Origin of the sequence: Natronococcus sp. A-GB7, from assembly GCF_029688865.1 — an archaeon.
In the GTDB taxonomy this organism is placed as follows: domain Archaea; phylum Halobacteriota; class Halobacteria; order Halobacteriales; family Natrialbaceae; genus Natronococcus.
Genome location: NZ_JARUKV010000012.1, coordinates 18,870 through 39,656 on the forward strand (window position 1 = coordinate 18,870; position 20,787 = coordinate 39,656).

A 20,787-nucleotide genomic window follows, 5' to 3' on the forward strand; every position below is an offset into this window, starting at 1 on the left:
CTCGGTCTCGAGTATCAAAAAACGAAAGCTATCCAACCGGTCTCCCGTTGTCGGGCGTTGTTACGCCGTCGCGGGGCGATTCCAGCCGAGGACGCGTTTCTCGAGTCGCGTGCGAGGGAAGACGTACACCCGTAGCGACTCGGGAACGACGCCGTTGGGCGCGACCGTCGCGTGAGGGTAGACGGCACCGACGACGGGGACGTCGGGCGCGTAGTTCTCGTTCGTCGCGTAGTCGGCGACCGACTCGCCCGTGGCCTGGATCCGGACCGCGTCGGCCCGCAGGTCCGAGACGTCGACGACCGTGAGTCGATCCCCGGTTTCGCGGTCGACGACGGTATCACCCGATCGGATCGCGTGGCGGTCGCAGTAGACCGGCCCGGTCGCGTTCTCGTCGACGAACACGGTTTCGTCGCAGTCGTGACAGTCGACGGCTCGCTCGCCGGGCGGGGGCGTTCGCCCCTCGTTGATCTCGATGGCGACGCGGCGGACGTGCTTGCACCGTACCCCGCGGAAGACGTGATCGGGGCAGGTACAGCGCCCGCCCTCGAGGTCGACGAGGTAGGTGTGGTCGCTCGCGGACTCGACCTCGTAGAGCCCCTCGCCGAGCGCCAGCACCGACATGGGTTCGGTGCGGGCGCGGCGCGAGCGCTCCTCGAGGGCGTCGTCGGACGGTACTGGAAGCGGTGTCTTCGGTGACGCTGTTGTTTTCATGGGTGCGTCGGTAGTGATTCGCCGGCTAACGGCCGGCTCCGTGGTCGACTGGCTGTTCGACGATTATAGGCGAGCGACGGAAATAACCGGACCGCTTGCAAGCTCCTGCTCGAGATTTATATATAACGTTCCGATTTCGCCGGATCCGACGCCTCTGGGGCCCGTTCAGAGACGGGAGATCTGGTCCGGCTGGCGCCGCTCGAGCGGCGCTTCGAAGCGTTTTTGCACGGGCCGGGGGAATCGTCGGGTAATGCTCGAGCGCGAGCGGATCATCGAAATCGTCGTGGCCGTGACCTCCGTCCTCCTGATGCTCGGCGCCATGATCGCCATCGGCGGCGAGTACGGAGGTGCGGACAGCGCCCTCTCTCCCGAGGGCGGCGAGATGCTCGTCGGCGTCATCATCGGCTTCATCTTCCTGCTAACCGCGGTCGGGATCGGGCTGGCGTACCTGCTGAACGATCCGGCCGACGGCCTCGACGACGACGCGGACGCACAGAACGCAGCGTAGGCGGCAACGGGTCCTGCCTCGAACCACTCACCCTCCGTAGCCGCCGGCGAGCCGAGGACTCGGCTTCCTGACTACTCCTCCTCGAGTTCGTCGACCCGCCGCTCGAGGGCCGTGATCCGTCGCTCGTAGCCGCGCTTTCTGTCGAGATACTCGTAGACACCGATGATCAGCAACAGCGGGATCCCGAGGAAAAACGCCGCCAGTAACAGGATCGTGAGCAGTTCCGGACCACCGGGAACCTGGAGTATCATCGTGCCGTCACTATCGGTCGATCTCACATAAAACTGCGTTCGGACCGACGTGTTCGGCCGCGGATTCGCCGCCTTCCTTCTGTCCCGGCACCCGAAACCGGAGGTGGGTGTTGGTTGCCGAAACGGGCGGTTCGGACGATCAGTCCCCGGCGGCCGACTCCTCCGTTCCCTCGCGCCAGTCCTCGAGTTCGTCCTCGTCGGTCTGATCGATGCGTTTCTCGTAGTAGGCCATCGGGTGGGGAATGCGCTCGCAGAGGTCGTCCTTGTTCACGCAGTCCCCGTAGGACTGCATCGTCGCACAGGAGGGCGGGGAGTACTCCGTCGGCGACGTCTCGCCGCCGATGTGGTCGGTCTGGTAGCGGGTCATCTCCTCGCCGAACGAGGAGTTCACCCGGTAGAGTTCGACGATCTCGTCGGTCGACATGCCGATGCTCGTCAGGAAGGCGGTGATCGCAAAGCGAGAGTGGTGGGGCAGGTGTTCGCCCTTCTGGATGTCGTCGAGCAGCGCCTTCATACACGGCGGGAACAGGTCGGGGACGACGGTGTCGATCTCGCGGGTGAGATCGAGTTCGGCCAGCACCTCACGGATCTCCTCGGCCTCGTTCTCGAGGGTCGTCGCGATCGCGTCGGGCACCTGGAAGGGAAGTCCCTCCTCGATTCGCTCGCGGATCGCCTCCCGGAGCAGCGTGTGCAGTTCGTCCTCCTCGATCGGTACCTCGCCGCCCGAGAGCGCCCGGTTGACCAGCCGCCACCGGTCGTCGCGAAGCCCCGCCGCCAGCGGGAGGTAGCGGCCAACGCCGATCCGGTACCCGTCGTCCACCGGTCGGACGGCGTTTGTGAGGTCGAACTCCTCGAGCAGGTCGTCGAGATCGAGCCCAGTCGAGCTGACGCTTTTGAGCTCGACGGTCTCCTCGAAGTCGGCCGTGAACCGCTCGAAGGCCGCCGTCGACTCGGCGCGGGCGTACTTGCGGATCAGGATCCCCTCGTCGACCAGCGAGACGAGCACGCGGGCGACGGGGTAGGAGAGCAGTTCGATGCGGGGATCGCGGTGCGGGTCACCGATTTCGCCGTCCTCGAGCGCGGTGCTCACGCGTTGCGTCGCCCGCTCGACGACCGCCCCGTCCTGTTCGACGATCGTCGCCAGGTCGACGGCCTCGGTCGCCACGGCCTCGCGGGCGGCCTCGAGAAACGGGTACCGGGCGTGCAGTCGCTCCATCGGTAACGTAGTGTTACTCGGGGAGGTTAAGCGCCCTGATTGTCCGGCCGTCTCGGCGCTCGGAGCTAAACCGATGTTACTGTCGGTAACACACTGTTACCGATTTCGCGGGCCGGCTCTGCCTCGAGGGTCGATTTCAAGGGCGTCCGATGCGTCGGCACGCGTATGCCACGGGTCACTCGAGACGGCGTGTCGATCTACTACGAACGCGACGAGGGAGAGGGGACACCGGTCGTCTTCCTGCAGGGACTCGGTTACGGACGGTGGATGTGGCGCTGGCAACGGGAGGCCGTCGCCGACGACTACGGTGTCATCGCCCCCGACAACCGAGGCACGGGTCGCTCCGAGGCCGGCCTCCCACCGCTCGTGGGCCGACTACCCCGAAGACTTCGTGCTCCTCTGATCTTCAAGTTTGCCGGGTACTCGATCGGGGGACTGGCCGCCGACCTCGAGGCGGTCCTCGACGACGTCGGCATCTACGACGCCCACATCGTCGGGGCGAGCCTGGGCGGGATGATCGCCCAGCGCTACGCGCTCGAGTACTCCCGGGCGAAGACGCTGACGCTTTGCTGTACGACCCACGGCGGGGTCGACGCGGTCCCGATTCCCGACGAGACCCAGGAGCAGATATTCGACACCCCAAAGGGTGCGAGCGAACGGGAGGTCATCCGTCACCGGATGCGGCCCGCGTTCAACGAGCGGTTCACCAACCGGAATCCGCACCTGATGGACCGCATCATCGAGTGGCGCTTAGAGCAAGACGCCGACGCGCCGGCCCGCGAGGCCCAGGCGGCGGCCGCCCTCGAGTTCGACGTGAGCGATCGGCTCGAGCGCATTCGGGTGCCGACGCTGGTCATGCACGGGACCAACGACCGGGTCCTCCCGGTCGCGAACGGGAAGCTGCTCGGCGAGAAGATTCCCGACGCGCGCCTCGAACTCGTCGAGGGCGGCTCGCACTCCTTTTTCATCGAGGACTCGGAGCTGGTCAACCGGACGCTACGCTCGTTCCTCGAGGAGCACGAGTAAGCCGTCCTGCCGGCTACAAACTCGTTCTCGAAGGCGGGCGCTCGAGTGTGGCCGTCGCCAGAGGGACGGCCGCCGGTCGCGGCCGATTCTCGAGTAGTTCCGTCCGGTAGTCTCAGTCGCCACCGACGAACACGCCGGCGCTCGAGGGATCGGTGACGCGGATCCGGCCGTCCGTGCGAACGTCGACGTCGAAGCCGGCGTAAGAGAACCGAAGGCTGTGGGTTCGATTTCCGTCCGTTCGGCGGGCGTGAGAACACAGCGAGTCGAGCGCGTCCGGATCGATGACGGCGTACAGCGGCTCGAGCTCGAGCGGATCGACGTCGGCGGCGGTCCCGACCGCGTCGAGGACGGCCTCGCTGGCGCTGTCACCGGCGGGATCGAACGTTGCCTCGTATCGGCTATCGCTGGGGTCGCTGGTGGAGGGCATGCGCGTCTTCCCTACACGGAGGGAACTGGTAGGGGCGGTGCTTACCATATCGACCTTTTAAATACTGGTTCGGGTGAGATACAGTCGCACGCGAAGGAGTGGGTATCGGACGTGACGGTCCGAAAACGGCGGCGTCAGTCGCTCTGGATCCGCGGCGCCAGCATGTAGGTGACCTGTCCCTGCCCCTCGGCGAACCCGAAGTAGATCTTGACCGGGAACTCCTCGCCCAGGTCGAGCGTGACCTCGGCGTCGCCGGGGATCGCCTTGTCCATGTCCTTGAGGTAGTCGAGCGAGAACAGCGAGTGCGCCGGGCCGACCTGCAGGTCGATCAGGTCTCCCTGTGTGAGCTCGAGGTGGACGTCGTCGGTGTCGCCCTCCGCGTCGACGTAGAAGTACTCCTCGCCCTCGTCGACACCCAGGGCGATGTGGTCGGAGACCATATCCGCGGCTTTCACCGAGCGGTTGACGTCCTTCCCCTCGAGGACGACCCGTGCGGGCAGGTCGAGCTCCGGGATGTCGGGCTCCTGGCGGATCGAGTCGGGGTCGATCAGCGCCAGGGTGTACTCGAGCCCGTCGATCTGGATGTGGAGCTTGCGGGTCTCCTCGTCGAGTTCGAGCTGGATCAGCTGCCCGGAGTCGGCCATCCCGGCGATATCCTCGAGTCGGGAGAGATCGACGCCGATCAGTCCGCCGTCGGCCTCGTAGGACTCGAACGCCGTTGCCTCGAGCGAGAGGTCGACCATCCCGACGTTCGCGGGATCGACGGCCCGGATTTCGAGCCCCTCCTCCTCGAGATGGATCTTGCACTCGTCGACCAGCACGCTCACCGAATCGAGCGCGCTGGTGAGCGTTTCCGCGCTCACGATGGCCTTGAACATATGAATCGAGGTACGGACGGTCGCCATAAAAATGCACTCTTTACGCGCGAGCGTGACGCGGGCGCGAAGAAGATATTCGCGAGAGGGACCCGGCACCTGTCCCTGGACGAATCGAAAACTCCGACCGTCGGAAACGACGACTCACCGAGGGTTCAGACGGGTCGATCCCCCTCCTCGTGTCGACCTCCTCGAGGAGTTCGATCCCGTCCGTTCCCGGCAGCTCGTACTCGCAGACGAGACAGTCGTACTCACCCTGGCGAAGCCGCTCGAGGATCGTCGCCGTCCGGGGTGCCGCCTCGTCGTCCATACAGAGCACGCTGATCGATTCTCCGCTCTCCCGTCAGTGTGCGAAACGCCACCGGACGTGTTAACGTTGCGTGCCCGAACCCCGGTCGAGGCGTCGAGGCGCGTAGACGCCCGCAGCCGTGTCAGCGCTCGGATTCGAGGCGGATCCGAACGGTCGTTCCTGGCGATCGCTCCGGGGCGCTCTCGATGGCCAGGCTTCCGCCGTAGCGATCGACGAACGTTCGCACGAGGTACAGGCCCACGCCGATTCCCTCCTCGTCCGTGGTGTAGCCGCGTTCGGTAGCCCGTCGACGATCGGTCGCCGAGAGGCCCGGCCCGCCGTCGGAGACCGTCAACTCCGCGCTGCCGTCGGTTCCGCGAGAGACGGTCACGGTTATCGTTTCCTCCGCATCGCCGTGGACGACCGCGTTCGTCAACACGTTTCGGACGACGACGTTGAGAAATCGGTCGGCCTGAACCGAAACCGTCCCCTCGGGACGATCGAACGTCACCGTACAGTCCCCGTGCCGGGCCTCGAGCCGATCGATCTCCTCCTCGACTACGGCAACGAGGTCGATCGGTACGAGCTCGGTCCGGGGCTCCTCGAGCGACTCCACCATCGTCCCGACCGACTCGGTGAGTTCGACGATGTGCTCGCCGGCTTCCTCGATCCGGGAGACGATCCGTTCCGACTCGGGGTCCGTCGTATCGAGCGCCGACGCCCAGCCGAGGACGACGGCAGCGTCGTTTCTGATCTCGTGGCGCACCAGCCAGTGCAACACCGCCAGTTCGCTTCGTTGACGTTCGATCTCGGCCGTTCGGCGTCGCCGTTCGACGGCGTAGGTGACCGTTCGATCGAGCAGTCGCGGCGTCACCCGATCCTTCACCAGGTAGTCCTCCGCGCCCCGTTCGACGGCCTTTCGTCCGATTTCGGTGTCGTCGATCCCGGTCAGAACGACGACCCCCGTCCCGTCGACGGTCTCGAGAACGGAATCCAGCGTTTCGAGCCCCAGCGAATCGGGTAGGTTCAGGTCGAGCAACACCAGATCGAACGACTCGGCGTCGTCCTCGAGCGCCGTCCGTGCGTCCTCGAGCGTTCGGACGGTCTCGACGGTCGTGCCCGTCTCGTGTCCCCCCTCGCCGGTCGTCACCGGCTCCGTTCCCCGCTCGCGGTACAGCATCGTCCGGTAGAGCCGCGCCTGCAGGTCGTCGTCCTCGACGAGCAGTAATGTGTGGGGAAGAGACTGTTCAGCGACCATACCATCTCCAGGCAGCGGGCTCTCAAAGCTCCTCTGGCCGAACCCGCATCAGGGAGCGTCCTCGTCGGAGGGTGACGTTCCCGTCTCGTGATCGGTTCCCTCCTCGAGCAGTCGGCGCCACGGCTCGCGAGTCTCGACCGCGGCCGCCCGGTCGGCCTCGATCCGCTCCAGTTCCGCCCTCGCGCGGCGGTACGGCGCCGTCGATCGAACGGCCGAGCCGAGGTGGGTCTCGACGAACTCGAGTCTGTGGCGTCGCGCCCGGACCTCGCGGGCGATCGGTGCCTCGTCGGGGAGTCGGTTCAGCTCCTCGATCGCCGTCCGTAGCTCGCCCTCGGTGATCGGCTTTCGCAGCAGTCGATCCGCCGGTAGCGAGACGTCCGCCGGTGTCACCTGCATCGACGTGAGGACGGCGATCGGTGTTTCCTGCCCGACTCGAGCGATCGACGACGCGATCTCGTCGCCGCTCTTTCCCGGCATCGACCGATCGAGAACTGCGATATCGACCGACTCCCCGAGGCGCCGAAACGCCTCTCGGCCGTTGGTCGCCGTCACGACGTCGTAGTCGGTCGCGAGCCACAGCGCGTACAGTTCGAGCAGTCGGCTGTCGTCGTCGGCCAGCAGCACGGTCGGTGCGCCGGCACCCGTTACGTGGGCTGCGTCCCACTCCGCCATCGACTCGAGGATCGCGTACAGCTCTCGGCCCGCACCGGTGAGTTCGTACTCGACGCGACGAGGTCGCTCCTGGATGACGTCCCGCGAGACGACGCCGTGTTCACGGAGGTCGTCGAGGTTGTCCGAGAGCACCTTGCTCGAGATCCCCTCGAGTTCGCGCTTGCAGTCGCCGAAGCCGAGTCGTCCCTCGGTCGCCAGGGCGACGATCAGCCGTGGTTTCCACTTGGTGCCGAGTAGCGAGCCCGCGACCGATTGTGCCGGATTCGGCGTTCCCGTCATGGTAGTCGTCTCGCGCTTCGGATACGTACCGTCCCCGAAACGATAAATCGGACGCCCGCGGTGGTAACGAGGGGATGGTAACCTCGAGGTAACCCGACCTGGATACCTTCGACTCGCCGCGGGTAGTCGTTCGGATAGTCCCTCCGTGCAGTAATGACTGCGTATCCGACCCGTTGTTCTCGGTGTGACACACAGTCGGTCACGGACGAGCGAATCGTCGAACACGACTGCGGACACGTCGCCTCGCTCGACGCGTTCGACGACGGCTGTGAGAAGTGCGGCCGTCGGGCCGACGCCGAGACGCTTGCCGACCTGCAGACGGTCGAGCGCTGCCTGGAGTGTGGCCACCGCTCGCCCCTAGAGCCCGATCAGGGGAGCATCGGTCCCCTGCCTGCGGTTTCCTTTCCGACGCTTCCGACCCCGGAACAGAACCTCAGCTGGATCCCGGCCCGGCTCGTCCCGGAGTCGCGACTCAGGCGGGGCGTTCTCAGCACTGCGCTCATCGCGATGGTGCTCGTCGCCGGAATCGCCGGTGCCGTCTCCGTGACACCCATGCTCGAGGGAGAGCCGGCCGGCGAGGCGTCGGTCGACGCCGACTGGACGGAGTACGACTCGATCGTGATCTTCAGAAACGACGATATCCAGCCGTGGTACAACCAGGAGGAGCTGCGTGCGGTCGACGAGGTCTTCATCGAACACGACGTCCCGGTCACGCTCGGGATCATCCCGGACACGAACGGGAGCGGCGCCCTGACCGACGACCCGGAGCTCTGTGACTACCTGCAATCGCTCGAAGCCGATCACCCCGGACAGTTCGAGATGGCGATCCACGGGACCACCCACGAACCGGTGACCGACTTCTACGGCGCAAGCGAGTTCGGCGGCCTTCCGGAATCCGAGCAACGCGAGCGACTGGCAGAGGGCGAGGCGCTGCTCGCCGACTGCGTCGACTCGCCGTCGTCGACGTTCGTTCCCCCGATGAACACCTACGACACGACGACCGTCGAGGTGCTCGCCGAGTCGAACTACACCGCCGTCTCCGGCGGCCAGTGGTTTACCGACGAGTACTACGAGACCGACAACGAGACGTACTTCCGAGCGGGCGGACTCACTCACGTCCCCGAGACCCAGGCGTTCGAGAACTGGACCGCGTACGAGGAGGAAGGCGGGAACGGTGACGAGGTGCCGTTTCACGACCTCGAGACGCTGACGGACTCGTTCGACGCGAGCCACGACGAGAACGGCGTTCACGTCGTGATGCTTCACTACCAGTACTTCACCAGCGACGACCGACTCGAGAAGCTCGAGTCGCTGATCGAACACATGCAAAGCGGGGACGACGTCGGCTTCCTGACGGTCGAACAGTTCGCCGAGGGACTCGAGGACGGATCGGTCGAGGAGACCGACGAGGGCTGGCGCGTCCTCGAGCCGACCCCGGCGGTGAGTCGATGAGCGTCGAACGACGGGTCGGCGGCGCGATTCGTCTCGGACGGACGATGGGGCGTGGACTCCGGGCCGTGAAGTGGCGCTCGGTCGCGCTGTTTCTCTCGGCGCTGGTGCCGTTCGGCCTGCTCATCAACGTGATGAACGCGGGGACGCTGTACGCGATCGCACTGTTGGGCGGGCTCTTCGTACTCTACCTGCTCTGGAGCTACTACGTCGTCGAGCGCAACCCCCGGTACGAGTCCCTGTTCGGAATCCGGGCGCTGGCGGTCGGCGGGATCGGCTATCTCGCGACGATCGTCTGGCTGGGCTGGCTCACCCCCTCGCCGATCGCCGTCGTCCATCTGGGTGCGGTCGTGTTGATCTTCGCGTACTACTGGTTCATCGCGTTCATCGCGTTCTTCCACGACCAGATCGGTCGCTCGAAGTACGTCCCCAAGCCGCCGTACCCGAATCTGACCGTCCTGATCCCAGCGTACAACGAGGCGGGGTACGTCGGCCGGACGATCCAGGCGCTGCTCGACGCCGACTACCCCGCCGATCGCCTCGAGATCGTCGCGATCGACGACGGCTCGACCGACGGAACCCTCGCGGAGGCGAGCGCGTTCGCCGCCGCCTCCGAGCGGGTCTCGGTCGTCAGCAAGGCAAACGGCGGGAAGTACTCCGCGCTGAACTACGGGTTGCTGTTCGCCGACGGAGACGTCGTCGTCACCGTCGACGCCGACAGCATCGTCGACCGGGACGCCCTGAAACTACTCGTCGCTCCCTTCGAGGCTAACCCGAAGATCGGCGCCGTCGCGAGCAACGTCACGATCTGGAACCGTGACTCGATCGTCACCCGCTGTCAACAACTCGAGTACACGATCGGCGTCAACATCTACCGACGGGCGTTGGACTACTTCGGCATCGTGATGGTCGTGCCCGGCTGTCTGGGCGCCTACCGGCGGGAGGTGCTCGAGGAGGTGTTCGCTTACGATCCCGACACCCTCACCGAGGACTTCGACGTCACGATGAAGGTACTCCGGGCCGGCCACCGGGTCTCGGTCAGCGACGCCCGCGTCTACACGGAGGCGCCGGCGACCTGGCGAGATCTCTACCGCCAGCGCCTGCGCTGGTACCGCGGCAACTACATGACCGTCCTCAAACACTGGTCGATCGTCACGGATTCGTCCTACGGCTACCTCAGCCGGATCGCGCTGCCGTTCCGACTCGTCGAGATGTTCTTCCTCCCGCTGGCGAGTTTCGTCATCCTCGCGTACATCGGGTGGCTCGTCCTCACGGGGTACGTGACGACCGTCCTCGCCGTGTTCGTCTTCTTTACGAGTATCGTCTTCCTGATCGCCGCCCTCGGCATTCAGATCGAGGGCGAGGACTGGCGACTGCTCGTCTACGCGCCGCTGCTCGTCGTCGGCTACAAGCAGTTCCACGACGCGCTCAACGTCCGCTGTCTACTGGACGTGCTGACCGACCGCGACCTCGCCTGGACGCGGGCGAACCGGATCGAACAGGACTCGAGTGGGGACGGAGAGTCCGCACCGTCGGCCGACTGATCTTCCGATCTGCCGTCGTCTCGTTCGTCTCGAGCCATCGGCTCGGACTCACGGTCTCGCGAGGACGCAGCGCACTCGTCACGGATCGCTTTCAGCAGGTCTTTCCGCTTCTGTCCCCTACCGGCGCTACGAACCGGCCGATCCGTCGCGAGACTCGGATGTCGCCGTCGACCGGATCGGCGCGATCGAACCCATGACACGGAAAGATCACTACTACAACAAGGCGAAACAGGAGGGGTACCGCAGCCGAGCGGCGTACAAGCTCAAACAGCTCGACGATCTCGAGAACGTCATCTCCGGCGGCGACACTGTCGTCGACCTGGGGGCGGCACCCGGCGGCTGGCTCGAGGTCGCCGCCGAACGGGTCGGCCCGCAGGGTCGGGTTATCGGCGTCGACCTCCAGCGGATCAAAGAGCTCGAGATGCCCGGCGGCACCGATCGAATCGAGACGATCCGCGGCGACATGACCGAGGACCGAACCCGGGATCGAGTCACCGACGCTGCCGGCGGCAGCGTCGACGTCGTCGTCTCGGACATGGCGCCCAACATGTCCGGCGAGTACTCGCTCGACCAGGCCCGGTCGCTACACCTCGCGCGACAGGCGTTCGAGACGGCGCTCGACCTGCTCGACAGCGGCGGAAACTTCCTCGTGAAGGTGTTCGACGGCCCCGACGTCGACGCCCTTCGAGCCGACCTCGAAGAGGAGTTCCAGTACGTCCGGGCGACGGCGCCCGACGCCTCCCGCGAATCGTCCTCGGAGCTGTACTTCATCGCCAAGGGGCGGCTGACGGGACCGGTCCGAGAGGGCGACGAACTCGAGGTCGAGATCATCGACGTCGGCAGCGAGGGCGACGGAATCGCGTCGATCGAGGGATACCGACTGTTCGTTCCCGACACTGAGGAGGGAGACGTCGTCGAGATTCGCGTCGACGACGTCAAACCGAACTTCGGGTTCGCCGAACGGATCGACCAAGACTGAGACTGTCGGACGGAAATCAGTACGGAGCCGGTCGTGAATTCGGGGTCGTCGTCCACGATGACGACCCCAGCAGAACGATCGGCTTCACGTAGTTCTGTCCATCAGTATGATTACTCTCGCTCGTAGCTGATCCGAACCGTCGTCACCGATTCCTCGGCCGTGGCGACGTACAGCTCCTCGAGGTCGTCGAAGACCTCTGGCGGCAGCTCCGCCGCTCCGTCGGCGCGTTCGGCTTTCGCGACGGCGAGTTCGTCGTAGAGGTGGGCCGTCGCCTCGTGGAGCGCGCGCTGGACCGCCTCCGTCGCCGGAAGTTCGACGGCTCCGTCGGACGTGTCGGATTCCTGTTCAGTCGTGGAGGGCGTCATGGCACAGGGTACACCGCCGAGCCCCCATAAGCAATCTGGTTCTGGGGATCGGTAATTACGACCGCTCTCGCTCGTCTGTCTCGAGTCGACCCTGCCGATCGTCGATCTCGTCGAGGAGATCGAGGGTTTTCCGGACCGAGGCACGGATCGCGTCGCTGCGGTTGACGAACTTGCCGTCGTCGCCGACGTGGTCGTCGAGGTCGTCGAGCAGTTCCTGTGGGATTTCGACGCTGATCTTCGGCATGGATGGCGATTCGCAGGCAACTCCCTTAATACGGGCTACTGTACGCCGTTTCCGGCAAAACCCCGCTGTCCCGTCCCCTCGCTAATATCTCGGTACGCCAGACCGCCTCAGCCCTCGGCGCTCCGTCCTGGCTACTCGGGCGTCGGCGTGGCCTCGGGTCCGGGGTCGGAGCTGCCGCCGCCACCGCCGAAGAAGCGGCCGCCGCCCGTGAGCACGTACAACACGGCGAGCCCGAGCATGTAGGTCAACGCGATCGGGATCGCCACCAGCAACATCGTGAGGATCCCCTTCGGGCTGAAGAACGCGGCGGCCGTGAAGATCCCGACGACGATGGGTCGCCAGCGCTTGAGCATCGTGCGGTAGCTGACGATGCCGCCGACGTGGAACAGCGCCATCGTGACGATGATGTTAAAGAGGAAGCCGACACCCAGCGTCGTGTAGATCACGAGCCACGAGAAGCTGTTGATCCGGTAGGAGACCTGCATCCCGTTCGTGACGGCGTCGGTGATCAGATACGAGATCACCGCGGGCGCGATCCAGTAGAAGCCGAGGAACAGGCCGATCGCGAACCCGCCGATCATCGCGCCGCCCCAGAGGAGCATCACTCGCGGGTCACCACGGACGAGGCCGCGCTCCCTGGCGGCGGGCCAGGCCCAGTACAGGATCAGCGGGGCGACGGCGATGATCGCCAGGATCGTACTGACCTTCACCATGAAGATCAGCACCTCGACGGGATGTAAGGCGATGACCAGTCCCGCCTCGTTCAGGATCTCCGTGATCTCCGCCGTCGTGTTCGCGGCGGCGATCTCCTCCTCGCTCATATCGGTCACCTCGGCGAGAGCGGCGTCCGGCACGCGGTCGACGAACTGGGTGAGGACGACGCCGAACCCGCCCTGATAGAGCGCGACGAACGTTCCGCCGAGCACGACCATGAACACGCCGACGATGTAGAACATCTTCGAGGTGAGACTGTTGAAGATGAAGGCGAGGTCGTAGGCGTAGCCGCCGACGTCGTCCTCGGTCGTCTCCTCCTCGGTGAAGGCGTCGAGCATTCCGGCGGCCGTACTCGAGAACAGCCCCTCGTCCTCTCCTTCGTCCGCTGTGGCGGCGCTGCCGGCGGCAGCGCCCCCGGCACCCGCACCGACGTTCGAGTCGGCGCCCGGCCCGTCGTCGGAGCGCTGCTGTTGTTGCTGTTGTTTCTTTAGTCCGTCGTACCGGTCGAGGATCGCCTGGGCCTTCTCCCGGTTGTCGTCGTACATCGCCTGCCGGGACTGGTCGAGGGCTTCGTCCTCTTCCATCTCGAGGAAGACCGTCGCCGGGACGTCCTCGATGTCGTCGGCCGCGAGGGTCTCGAAGTCGATGTCCTCGGCTGTTTCCGCGGTCCGGATATCGTCCTCACGCGGGTAGACGGGTGACTGCAGGACCTTCACCGTGTAGCCGAGCAGGATGAGTCCGCCGACAGTGGTGGCGGCGATCGCGGCGATCGCCAGCAGACCGAGTGCGCCGTAGTCGACGTACAGTTCCCAGAACCCGATCGTTCCGCCCTCGGGCTGGAGCCACGCCGGCAGGTTCGGATACACTTCCTGATTGACGAACGCGAACCCGCCCTGCGCAACGAAGACTATCGCACCGATGGCAACGAGGACGATAAGCCCGAGGAACTGGAGGAGCCGCCGCTTCATCAGTCCGGTTCCGGTGTCGAGTTCCGCCGCACCCCGACGACGGACGTTGGTGACGATCTTCGCCAGTCCGAGGCTGAAGACGTACAGCGCGAACAGCGGCATCGCCCACATGATCAGCGTGAACGGGTCCGGCGGGGAGAACATCGCCCCGAAGACCGTGATGGCGACCGCCGCGTGGCGCCACTTGTCCCGGAACGTCTCGTAGGAGACGATCTCCGTGTAGGAGAGCACGCCCATGAACAGCGGCATCTGAGCCGCGAGACCGAACGAAAGCGTCAGCAGCGCGATGAACTCGGTGAACTCGGTGATCCCCCAGCTGGGGTTGACGCCGGCGTCGAACGCGACGGCACCGAGGAAGTCGAACGCGAACGGGAAGAAGATCGCGTAGGCGTAGAAGACGCCGACCCAGAACAGCACGAACGAGGTCACCGCGAAGCCGGCCATGTGGAGCCGCGAGATCGGAACCGTCGACCGGAAGCCGCGCTCGCGGAGCTTCTGGCGCGAGAAGTACAACAGGGCGGGAATCGCCACGATGATTCCGACCAGCATCCCGATCTTCGCCTGGAGGAGGATAACCTCGAACGGCGTCCGGGTAATGATCTCGGTCGCGTCGGCGACGACCTGGTTCATCTCCGAGGTCGCCGTCCGCTCGAGGAAGTCCCAGATCCAGACCCGCAGGGCGTAGAAGGATCCGAGGAAGCCGAGGACGAAGACGATAAACACCTTCTGGAGGTGCGTCTGGAGGCTCGAGAGCATCGCGCCGATCGTCTCCCGGCCAGTGTTGATAGCGCGGGCCGTGTCCTCGTCGACGGCAGAGCTCATTTACTGGTGGATTGTAGCTGACATCCGGTTATCAACCTTTCGTGTACGAAACGGCCGTCTCGCGAAACGACGGCGGCCTGTCTGCGGTTTCGGGTGACCGTAAGAAAAGGCCTATAACTGGCGGGGTATCTATATCTCGATAGATGTCGGACGAGTCGGCGACCGATGGGGACGTCGAACCCCCCGAAGAGTCGCGGGACGATTCCGAGGACGGTGTCTCGAGCGACGCCGATGCGGATCCCGACACCGACGACGAGATGGAGCCTGACGCAGACGCGGATCCGGAGCCCGACACCGACGACGAGACGACCGACGGTGATTCGGATCCCGACACCGACGACGACGGTGCGCTCGAGCGGGCCGACGACGACGAGCCCGAACTCGAGACCGACGGCGAGGGAGTCGTCGGCGACCGACCGGAGGAGTCGGATACGACCTACCCCGACCCCGACGAGGACGTCGGTGGGATCTCGACCCCGCCGGACGACGAGGAGATGCCGCTGGCCGACCACATCGAGGAGATGGTGCTCCGGCTGGCGGTCGTCTTGCTCATCGGTGCGGCCGGGACCGCGATCGGACTGCTGTGGGCGTCCCAGGCGATCGAGCACGTTTGGAACAACGTCTTCCCCTCCCAGTTCGAGCAGGTTCCCCCGCCACACATCTACCACCCGCTCGAACTGTGGCTGACTCGGATCAAGCTCTCGGCGCTGCTGGGGATCATGGTCGCACTGCCGATGTTCGTCTACCAGTGTTACCTGTTCATGAAGCCGGGGCTGTACCCCAACGAGCGCAAGTACTACCTCGCAGCGGTTCCGACCAGCGTCGTCCTCGCGGGGCTGGGGATGATCTTTTCGTACCTGCTGGTGTTGCCGATCCTCTTCCAGTACTTCACGTTCTACGCCGAGGGGAGCGCGGGGATCGCCTACGCGCTCGGGGACACGTTCAACCTGATCATCACGCTAACGGGCTTTCTCGCGATTGTCTTTCAGATCCCGCTGTTCATGATGCTCGCGATCATGATGGGCGTGACGACCCGGAGATGGCTCGCGGACAAGCGGCTGTACTTCTGGGCCGGCTTCGCGGGACTGGCTTTCCTGTTTACCGTGGACCCGACGATGATGGCGCCCATCCTCGTCGCGATCACGATGATCCTGCTGTTCGAGGGGACGCTGTTACTGCTGAAGTGGACCGGCAGGTAGCCCGTCCTCACTGAATCCTCACCGAACCCCCGCGATCCCGGTTCGGTCGCTCCCGGCTCTCACTCCGCCACGGGCTTCTCGAGGTGCGGTTCGTCCGTTCGGCTCCGTCTGGTCCGTTGAGAATCGTCTTTCGAGCGCAACGTTCGTTCGCACATATCTCCTTATACAGATTGAGGTCGATTGGAGATCCGACGTCCGCCACTGAAAAATGGATAAAATAGAATAAATGTAAACGATTACAGTTATACGAGTTAGGAACGTGCGGATGAAACATGAATTCGGTCATGTTCGACGAGAAAAACGGAGAGTTTTATGACGGCCGTCATCCTGGGGTGATCGGCGGTGGCGCATAAGAAAGAGGATCAGAAGGCCGAGTGTTACGGCGACGAGGTTCGCGAACACATCCTCGAGTTCGCCGAGGACGGCGGCTACGAGGCGATTCCGGAGGACGACCGCGAGGAGTGGTTCACCCGGTTCAAGTTCTGGGGGCTGTTCCACCAGCGCGACGGCCAGGAGTCGTACTTCATGATGCGCCTGACCAATGCCAGCGGCGTTCTCGAGCCCGGTCAGCTGCGGGCGATCGCCGAGGTTGCCCGCGACTACGCGACGGGTCCCGTCGAGAATCCCGAGTTCGGCAACGGCTGGATCGATCTGACGACCCGGCAGTCGATCCAGCTCCACTGGCTGAAACTCGAGGACGTCCCCGAAATCTGGGAGAAACTCGAATCGGTCGGCGTCTCCTCTCGGTCGGCAGGCGGGGATACGATGCGTAACATCTCCGGCAGCGCCCTCCACGGCAAGGTCGAGGAGTACGTCGACTCGGGCCCGCTGCTCGAGCGGTTCCAGGAGGAACTCCGCGGGGACGACGCGCTCGCGAACATGCCCCGGAAGTTCAACATCAGCGTGACGGGCTCGAAATCGGGCTGCGCACAGGACACCCTCAACGACGTCGGGTTCGAACCGGCCCGCAAGGAGATCGACGGGGAGACCGTCAAAGGGTTCAACGTCCGCGTCGGTGGGGGTCTCGGCGGTCGTCAACCTCGTGCCGCGAGTTCGCTCGACGTCTTCGTCCGTCCCGAGAACGCCTACGAGGTCGGCCGCGGCTTCGTCGAACTCTACCACGACTACGGCAACCGTCAGAACCGCTCGAAGAACCGTACGCGCTTTTTCGTCGAGGACTGGGGCGAAGCGCAGATCCGTGAAACGCTCCAGGAGGAGTACGTCGACTTCGAGCTCGAGACCGCGGGCGAGAGCTTCCGCGAGGAGTACACCTACAACGCCGGGAGATCTGCCGACGACGGCAAGCGCGACCACGTCGGCGTCCACGACCAGAAGGGCGATGGGATGCACTACGTCGGACTGACGGTCCCGGTCGGCCGCATGCCCGCCGAGGACGCCCTCGAGCTCGCCGATCTCGCCGACGGGTACGGCTCCGGCGAGCTGCGGCTCACGCGGCGCCAGAACCCCGTGATCGTCGACGTTCACGAGGACGTCCTCGAGGAGCTGCTCGCCGAACCACTGCTCGAGGAGTATCGCCCAGAGCCGAGTCCCTTCGAACGCGGCGCGATGGCCTGTACCGGGACGGAGTTCTGCTCGATCGCGCTTACCGAGACGAAAGCCCGGATGGCCCGGACGCTGCGCTGGCTCAACAGGACCGTCGACCTGCCCGACGACGTCGACACGATCAAGATGCACTACTCGGGCTGTACGGCTGATTGCGGGCAGGCCATGACCGCCGACATCGGACTTCAGGGGATGCGCGCCCGCAAGAACGACGAGATGGTCGAGGCGTTCGATATCGGCGTCGGTGGCGGCGTCGGCGAGGAGCCGTCGTTCATCGAGTGGGTTCAACAGCGGGTGCCCGCCGACGAGGCCCCCGGCGCGATCAAGAACCTGCTCGAGGCGTTCGCCGCTCACCGCGAGGGGGGACAGACGTTCCGTCAGTGGGTCGAGGCGACCGGAACCGAGGCGCTGATCGAGTTCTGCGAGCCCGAAGAGACCGACTTCGAGGCGCCGTATATGGCTGACGCCAAGCAGTCCTGGTACCCGTTCGCCGAGTCCGAGTCGCTGGCGGAAGCGACCGCGAAGAGTTCGATGGTTCCGTCGGACGACTGATCGACGCTGCCTTCCAGTTCCCTCCCGCGAGACGTCGGCTACCGGTGATCGGCCGTTCGCCGGTGTGCGTACTCGAGCGCTTCCTCGAGAGTCCCCGGTCCGTCGTAGCGCGCCGAAAACAGCTGCATGAACTCCCGTGCGATCCGGTTGCAGCGATCGAAGGTGAGCACGGTTCTGACCGGTTTCGTCTCCGAGAGTTCCAGGCCCGGGTAGCTCGTCGCCGTGAGCGCGTAGCCGGGATGGGAGTCGCCATCGAGGGAAGCGGGGGCGACCTTCACTCGCAGATCGTCGGACTCGTGGCGGTAGGTCAGGTACCGGAGTTCCCGGTCGCTGTTGGCCGGGCTGTAGTTCCGTTCGGTTTCGATTCTCCAGGGGGACGGCACGTCCTCGTCGTCCATCGGCGGTTGCTACCCGCCGAAAGGCTACGTCCGTGTCGCCTTGTGCAATATTTCCGGACAACTGAGTGAAAACCACTCGGTTTCGAATTTTCAGCCCCGAATCCGATTATACAGTGGACGAACGGGTTCCGAGCCGCGGAACTACTGCACGATCAGCGACCGATCTCGCTCGCGAGCAGGGAGAGGTACTCCTCGAGCAGCCGGGGGAGGAGGAATCGTTCGCGGACGGTCTCCCGACCCCCTTCGCCCAACCGCTCTCGCAGCTCGTCGTCCTCGAGCAGCCGAACGATCTGATCCGCCGTCGCGTCGACGTCCTCGGGCTCGACGAGGTAGCCGTTCTCGCCGTCCTCGACCTGGAGCGGAATGCCGCCGACGTTCGCGCCGACGACGGGCGTCTCCTTCCACAGCGTCTCCGAGACGGTCAGCGCGAATCCCTCCCGGAGGGACTTCTGGACGCCGACGTCGGCGCTCCGCTGGAGGAGGTTGATACCGACGTCCGGCAGGTCGGTCAGGAGGTGGACGTCGTCGTCGGTTTCGGTTTCGGCCGCGACCTCGCGGTAGATCTCGATCCCCTCGGGATCGTCGTCGGGCATTCCGCCGGCCAGCACGAGCTGAGCGTCGGGTACCGTCTCGCGGACGTCCCGGTAGGCCTCGACCACCCCGAGCGGGTCCTTCCAGGGGTCGAACCGCGAGACCTGAACCAGCAGCGGTCGATCGGTATCGAAGGGGTACTCGCTCGGATCGCTCCCCTCGAGATCGGCCGGGAGCTCCTCGATCGACCGATTCTTTTCCGTGAACGGGTCGATCGCGGGGTGGACGATCGCGGTCTCCTCGTTGGGAAGCGCCTCGGCGTACGCCGGGTGGCTGACGATAGTGCGGTCGATCGGCTCGAGCCAGGAGCGGACGAACTCGAGATAGGTATCGGCCGCCGTCGTCAGGTCGATGTGACACCGCCAGAGCAGGCTCGCGTCGGGGTACCGATCGGCGAGCGTCGGGGCCATCCCCAGAGACTGTGGGTCGTGGAGGACGATCGCGTCGTATCGTTCCTCGAGTGCGGTCGCGTTCTCGCGAGTGACACGCCGGTAGGTGTCGCGCATCTCGTCGGTAAGCGAGGTGTGGTGGCCCTGCAGTCCGTTGTGGATGGCCTTGGTGACGTCGTAGAACTCGTCGGGGGCGTCCATGACGTACCAGTCGACGTCGACGCCGACGTCCCTCGAGAGGGGAACCAGCGCGTGCAGGATCTCGGCGACGCCGCCGCCGTCGGCGGTCGTGTTGACGTGGGCGATTCGTTCACCCTCGAGTCGATCAGCCCGGTCGCGGATACCGGTCCGTCGTTCCGAATCGAGGATATCGTCGTAGGCCGACAGCCGTCGATCCGTCGTTTCTACGGAAAGCATTCGTCGTGCGAATAGTTCGCACGTCCTGTCGGATCACTGTTTCTCACGTTTTCAGACGGGTTCACTCGAGAGGATTCGATCAGTTGCAGGCTCGGGTCGTTACGACGACTCCGATGCGAACACGTCGCCCTCGACGGTCCCGTCGTCGACGTCAGCCTCCGAGGCGGGACTGACGCTTCCGGTGCGGTAGCCGTGCAGATCGAGGGTAACGTGGTCGAACCCGATCTCCGAAAGTTCCTCGCGGACGGTCTCGACGAACGCCGTCTCGAGCGCCCGCTCGAGTTCGTCCGGTGCGACCTCGATCCGGGCCAGTCCGTCGTGATCGCGCACGCGGAACTGGTCGAACCCCCACTGGCGAAGCAGGGCCTCGGCGCGCTCGACGCGGCTGAGTCGCTCCTCGGTGACCTCCAGTCCCGTCGGGATGCGCGAGGAGAGACAGGCCATCGACGGCTTGTCGGCGACCGAGAGTCCGTAGCGGTCGGCGATCTCCCGGACCTCCGCCTTGTCGATGTCGTGGGCCAGAAGCGGCGAGTGGACCTCGAGTTCATCGACCGCCTGCAGGCCGGGTCGGTGGCCGGCGCCCGGGTCGTCGGCGTTAGTCCCGTCACAGACCGTTTCGATCCCGAACTCGCGGGCGGTCTCGATCATCTCGCCCAGTCGCATCGTCCGGCAGTGGTAACACCGGTCGTCGTCGTTCTCGACGAACGCGTCGCTCTCGAGCTCGGAGAACTCGACGAGTTCGTGGCGGATGTCGATCTCGCTTGCGACCCGTTTTGCGTCCTCGAGTTCGGCTTCGGGGAGCGTCTCGCTTCGCGCGGTGCAGGCGACCGCGTCCTCGCCGAGGGCGTCGTGAGCGAGCGCGGCCACGACGCTCGAGTCGACCCCGCCGGAGAACGCGATCAGTACGCCGTCGCGCTCCGCGAGGTCGGCGCGTGCGGCCTCGAGTTTCGCCTCGAGCGTTGTCATGGCCCCTCGTTCGAACCGGACGGGCAAAAACGCGTTGTCGTTCGGACGGCACGGTGGTCGCGGACCGAGTCAGCCCCGTCGCTCCTCGCTCGAGCCTCCGAGGGCAGTCGCGAGC

Annotated in this window: 21 protein-coding genes; 7 read left to right on the top strand and 14 right to left on the bottom strand. The window is 65.3% G+C overall.

Annotated features, from left to right (window positions below):
* Window positions 1-60: 60 nt before the first annotated feature.
* The gene (locus QA609_RS12300) at window positions 61-711 is read right to left on the bottom strand and encodes an SWIM zinc finger family protein (RefSeq protein ID WP_278302905.1); all 651 of its coding nucleotides are present in this window, start codon (window positions 709-711) and stop codon (window positions 61-63) included.
* Between the two features lie 250 nt (window positions 712-961).
* On the opposite strand from QA609_RS12300, the gene QA609_RS12305 reads away from it, so the two are divergent.
* The gene (locus QA609_RS12305; RefSeq protein WP_278302906.1) at window positions 962-1,219 is read left to right on the top strand and encodes a hypothetical protein; all 258 of its coding nucleotides are present in this window, start codon (window positions 962-964) and stop codon (window positions 1,217-1,219) included.
* Window positions 1,220-1,290: 71 nt separating this feature from the next.
* Here the strand turns inward: QA609_RS12305 and QA609_RS12310 are convergent, their stop codons facing one another.
* On the bottom strand, window positions 1,291-1,470 hold the full coding sequence (locus QA609_RS12310; RefSeq protein WP_278302907.1) for a hypothetical protein: 180 nt from the start codon (window positions 1,468-1,470) through the stop codon (window positions 1,291-1,293).
* A 139-nt stretch (window positions 1,471-1,609) separates the two neighbouring features.
* The gene (gene priL, locus QA609_RS12315; protein WP_278302908.1) at window positions 1,610-2,686 is read right to left on the bottom strand and encodes a DNA primase regulatory subunit PriL; all 1,077 of its coding nucleotides are present in this window, start codon (window positions 2,684-2,686) and stop codon (window positions 1,610-1,612) included.
* A gap of 165 nt (window positions 2,687-2,851) precedes the next feature.
* Between priL and QA609_RS12320 the strand changes: the two genes are divergently transcribed.
* Complete coding sequence (locus QA609_RS12320; RefSeq protein WP_278302909.1) at window positions 2,852-3,712, top strand: alpha/beta hydrolase; 861 nt, start codon at window positions 2,852-2,854, stop codon at window positions 3,710-3,712.
* 112 nt (window positions 3,713-3,824) lie between these two features.
* Here the strand turns inward: QA609_RS12320 and QA609_RS12325 are convergent, their stop codons facing one another.
* The 5 genes from QA609_RS12325 to QA609_RS12345 form a co-directional block, all read right to left on the bottom strand.
* Window positions 3,825-4,139, bottom strand: coding sequence for a HalOD1 output domain-containing protein (locus QA609_RS12325; protein WP_278302910.1), 315 nt, complete (start codon window positions 4,137-4,139; stop codon window positions 3,825-3,827).
* Between the two features lie 134 nt (window positions 4,140-4,273).
* Window positions 4,274-5,017, bottom strand: a complete 744-nt coding sequence (locus QA609_RS12330; protein ID WP_278290661.1) for a DNA polymerase sliding clamp — start codon at window positions 5,015-5,017, stop codon at window positions 4,274-4,276.
* Window positions 5,018-5,057: 40 nt separating this feature from the next.
* Complete coding sequence (locus QA609_RS12335) at window positions 5,058-5,324, bottom strand: hypothetical protein (RefSeq protein WP_278302911.1); 267 nt, start codon at window positions 5,322-5,324, stop codon at window positions 5,058-5,060.
* A 121-nt stretch (window positions 5,325-5,445) separates the two neighbouring features.
* Window positions 5,446-6,561 (bottom strand): hybrid sensor histidine kinase/response regulator, encoded by a 1,116-nt coding sequence (locus tag QA609_RS12340; RefSeq protein WP_278302912.1) that lies wholly within the window; start codon window positions 6,559-6,561, stop codon window positions 5,446-5,448.
* Between the two features lie 48 nt (window positions 6,562-6,609).
* Window positions 6,610-7,512 carry a winged helix-turn-helix transcriptional regulator gene (locus QA609_RS12345; protein WP_278302913.1) on the bottom strand — a complete coding sequence of 301 codons (903 nt, stop codon included), beginning with the start codon at window positions 7,510-7,512 and terminating at the stop codon, window positions 6,610-6,612.
* A 153-nt stretch (window positions 7,513-7,665) separates the two neighbouring features.
* Between QA609_RS12345 and QA609_RS12350 the strand changes: the two genes are divergently transcribed.
* The 3 genes from QA609_RS12350 (at window position 7,666) to QA609_RS12360 (ending at window position 11,484) form a co-directional block, all read left to right on the top strand.
* Entirely contained in the window at window positions 7,666-8,964 is a 1,299-nt protein-coding gene (locus QA609_RS12350) for a DUF2334 domain-containing protein (RefSeq protein ID WP_278302914.1), read from the top strand.
* Window positions 8,961-10,505, top strand: coding sequence for a glycosyltransferase family 2 protein (locus QA609_RS12355; protein ID WP_278302915.1), 1,545 nt, complete (start codon window positions 8,961-8,963; stop codon window positions 10,503-10,505). The genes QA609_RS12350 and QA609_RS12355 overlap by 4 nt, the downstream gene beginning before the upstream one ends.
* Before the next feature lie 193 nt (window positions 10,506-10,698).
* Window positions 10,699-11,484, top strand: a complete 786-nt coding sequence (locus QA609_RS12360; RefSeq protein ID WP_278302916.1) for a 23S rRNA (uridine(2552)-2'-O)-methyltransferase — start codon at window positions 10,699-10,701, stop codon at window positions 11,482-11,484.
* A gap of 110 nt (window positions 11,485-11,594) precedes the next feature.
* Here QA609_RS12360 and QA609_RS12365 read toward each other — a convergent pair whose 3' ends face one another.
* The 3 genes from QA609_RS12365 to QA609_RS12375 form a co-directional block, all read right to left on the bottom strand.
* Window positions 11,595-11,849, bottom strand: a complete 255-nt coding sequence (locus QA609_RS12365; protein WP_278302917.1) for a hypothetical protein — start codon at window positions 11,847-11,849, stop codon at window positions 11,595-11,597.
* Between the two features lie 55 nt (window positions 11,850-11,904).
* Window positions 11,905-12,093: a CopG family transcriptional regulator gene (locus QA609_RS12370; RefSeq protein ID WP_278302918.1), complete on the bottom strand. Its 189-nt coding sequence runs from the start codon at window positions 12,091-12,093 to the stop codon at window positions 11,905-11,907.
* Window positions 12,094-12,224: 131 nt separating this feature from the next.
* The gene (locus tag QA609_RS12375; protein WP_278302919.1) at window positions 12,225-14,597 is read right to left on the bottom strand and encodes a twin-arginine translocase subunit TatC; all 2,373 of its coding nucleotides are present in this window, start codon (window positions 14,595-14,597) and stop codon (window positions 12,225-12,227) included.
* A 143-nt stretch (window positions 14,598-14,740) separates the two neighbouring features.
* Here QA609_RS12375 and QA609_RS12380 point away from each other — a divergent pair, with 143 nt between their 5' ends.
* Complete coding sequence (locus QA609_RS12380; RefSeq protein WP_278302920.1) at window positions 14,741-15,796, top strand: twin-arginine translocase subunit TatC; 1,056 nt, start codon at window positions 14,741-14,743, stop codon at window positions 15,794-15,796.
* A 342-nt stretch (window positions 15,797-16,138) separates the two neighbouring features.
* The gene (locus QA609_RS12385) at window positions 16,139-17,911 is read left to right on the top strand and encodes a ferredoxin--nitrite reductase (protein ID WP_278302921.1); all 1,773 of its coding nucleotides are present in this window, start codon (window positions 16,139-16,141) and stop codon (window positions 17,909-17,911) included.
* 38 nt (window positions 17,912-17,949) lie between these two features.
* On the opposite strand, the gene QA609_RS12390 is transcribed toward QA609_RS12385, so the two are convergent.
* The 3 genes from QA609_RS12390 to larE form a co-directional block, all read right to left on the bottom strand.
* A complete protein-coding gene (locus QA609_RS12390; RefSeq protein ID WP_278302922.1) occupies window positions 17,950-18,309 on the bottom strand; it encodes a hypothetical protein in 360 nt (119 codons plus the stop codon).
* Window positions 18,310-18,461: 152 nt separating this feature from the next.
* Window positions 18,462-19,706, bottom strand: coding sequence for a glycosyltransferase (locus QA609_RS12395; RefSeq protein ID WP_278302923.1), 1,245 nt, complete (start codon window positions 19,704-19,706; stop codon window positions 18,462-18,464).
* A gap of 99 nt (window positions 19,707-19,805) precedes the next feature.
* Window positions 19,806-20,672 carry an ATP-dependent sacrificial sulfur transferase LarE gene (gene larE / locus QA609_RS12400; protein ID WP_278302924.1) on the bottom strand — a complete coding sequence of 289 codons (867 nt, stop codon included), beginning with the start codon at window positions 20,670-20,672 and terminating at the stop codon, window positions 19,806-19,808.
* Window positions 20,673-20,787 lie beyond the last annotated feature (115 nt).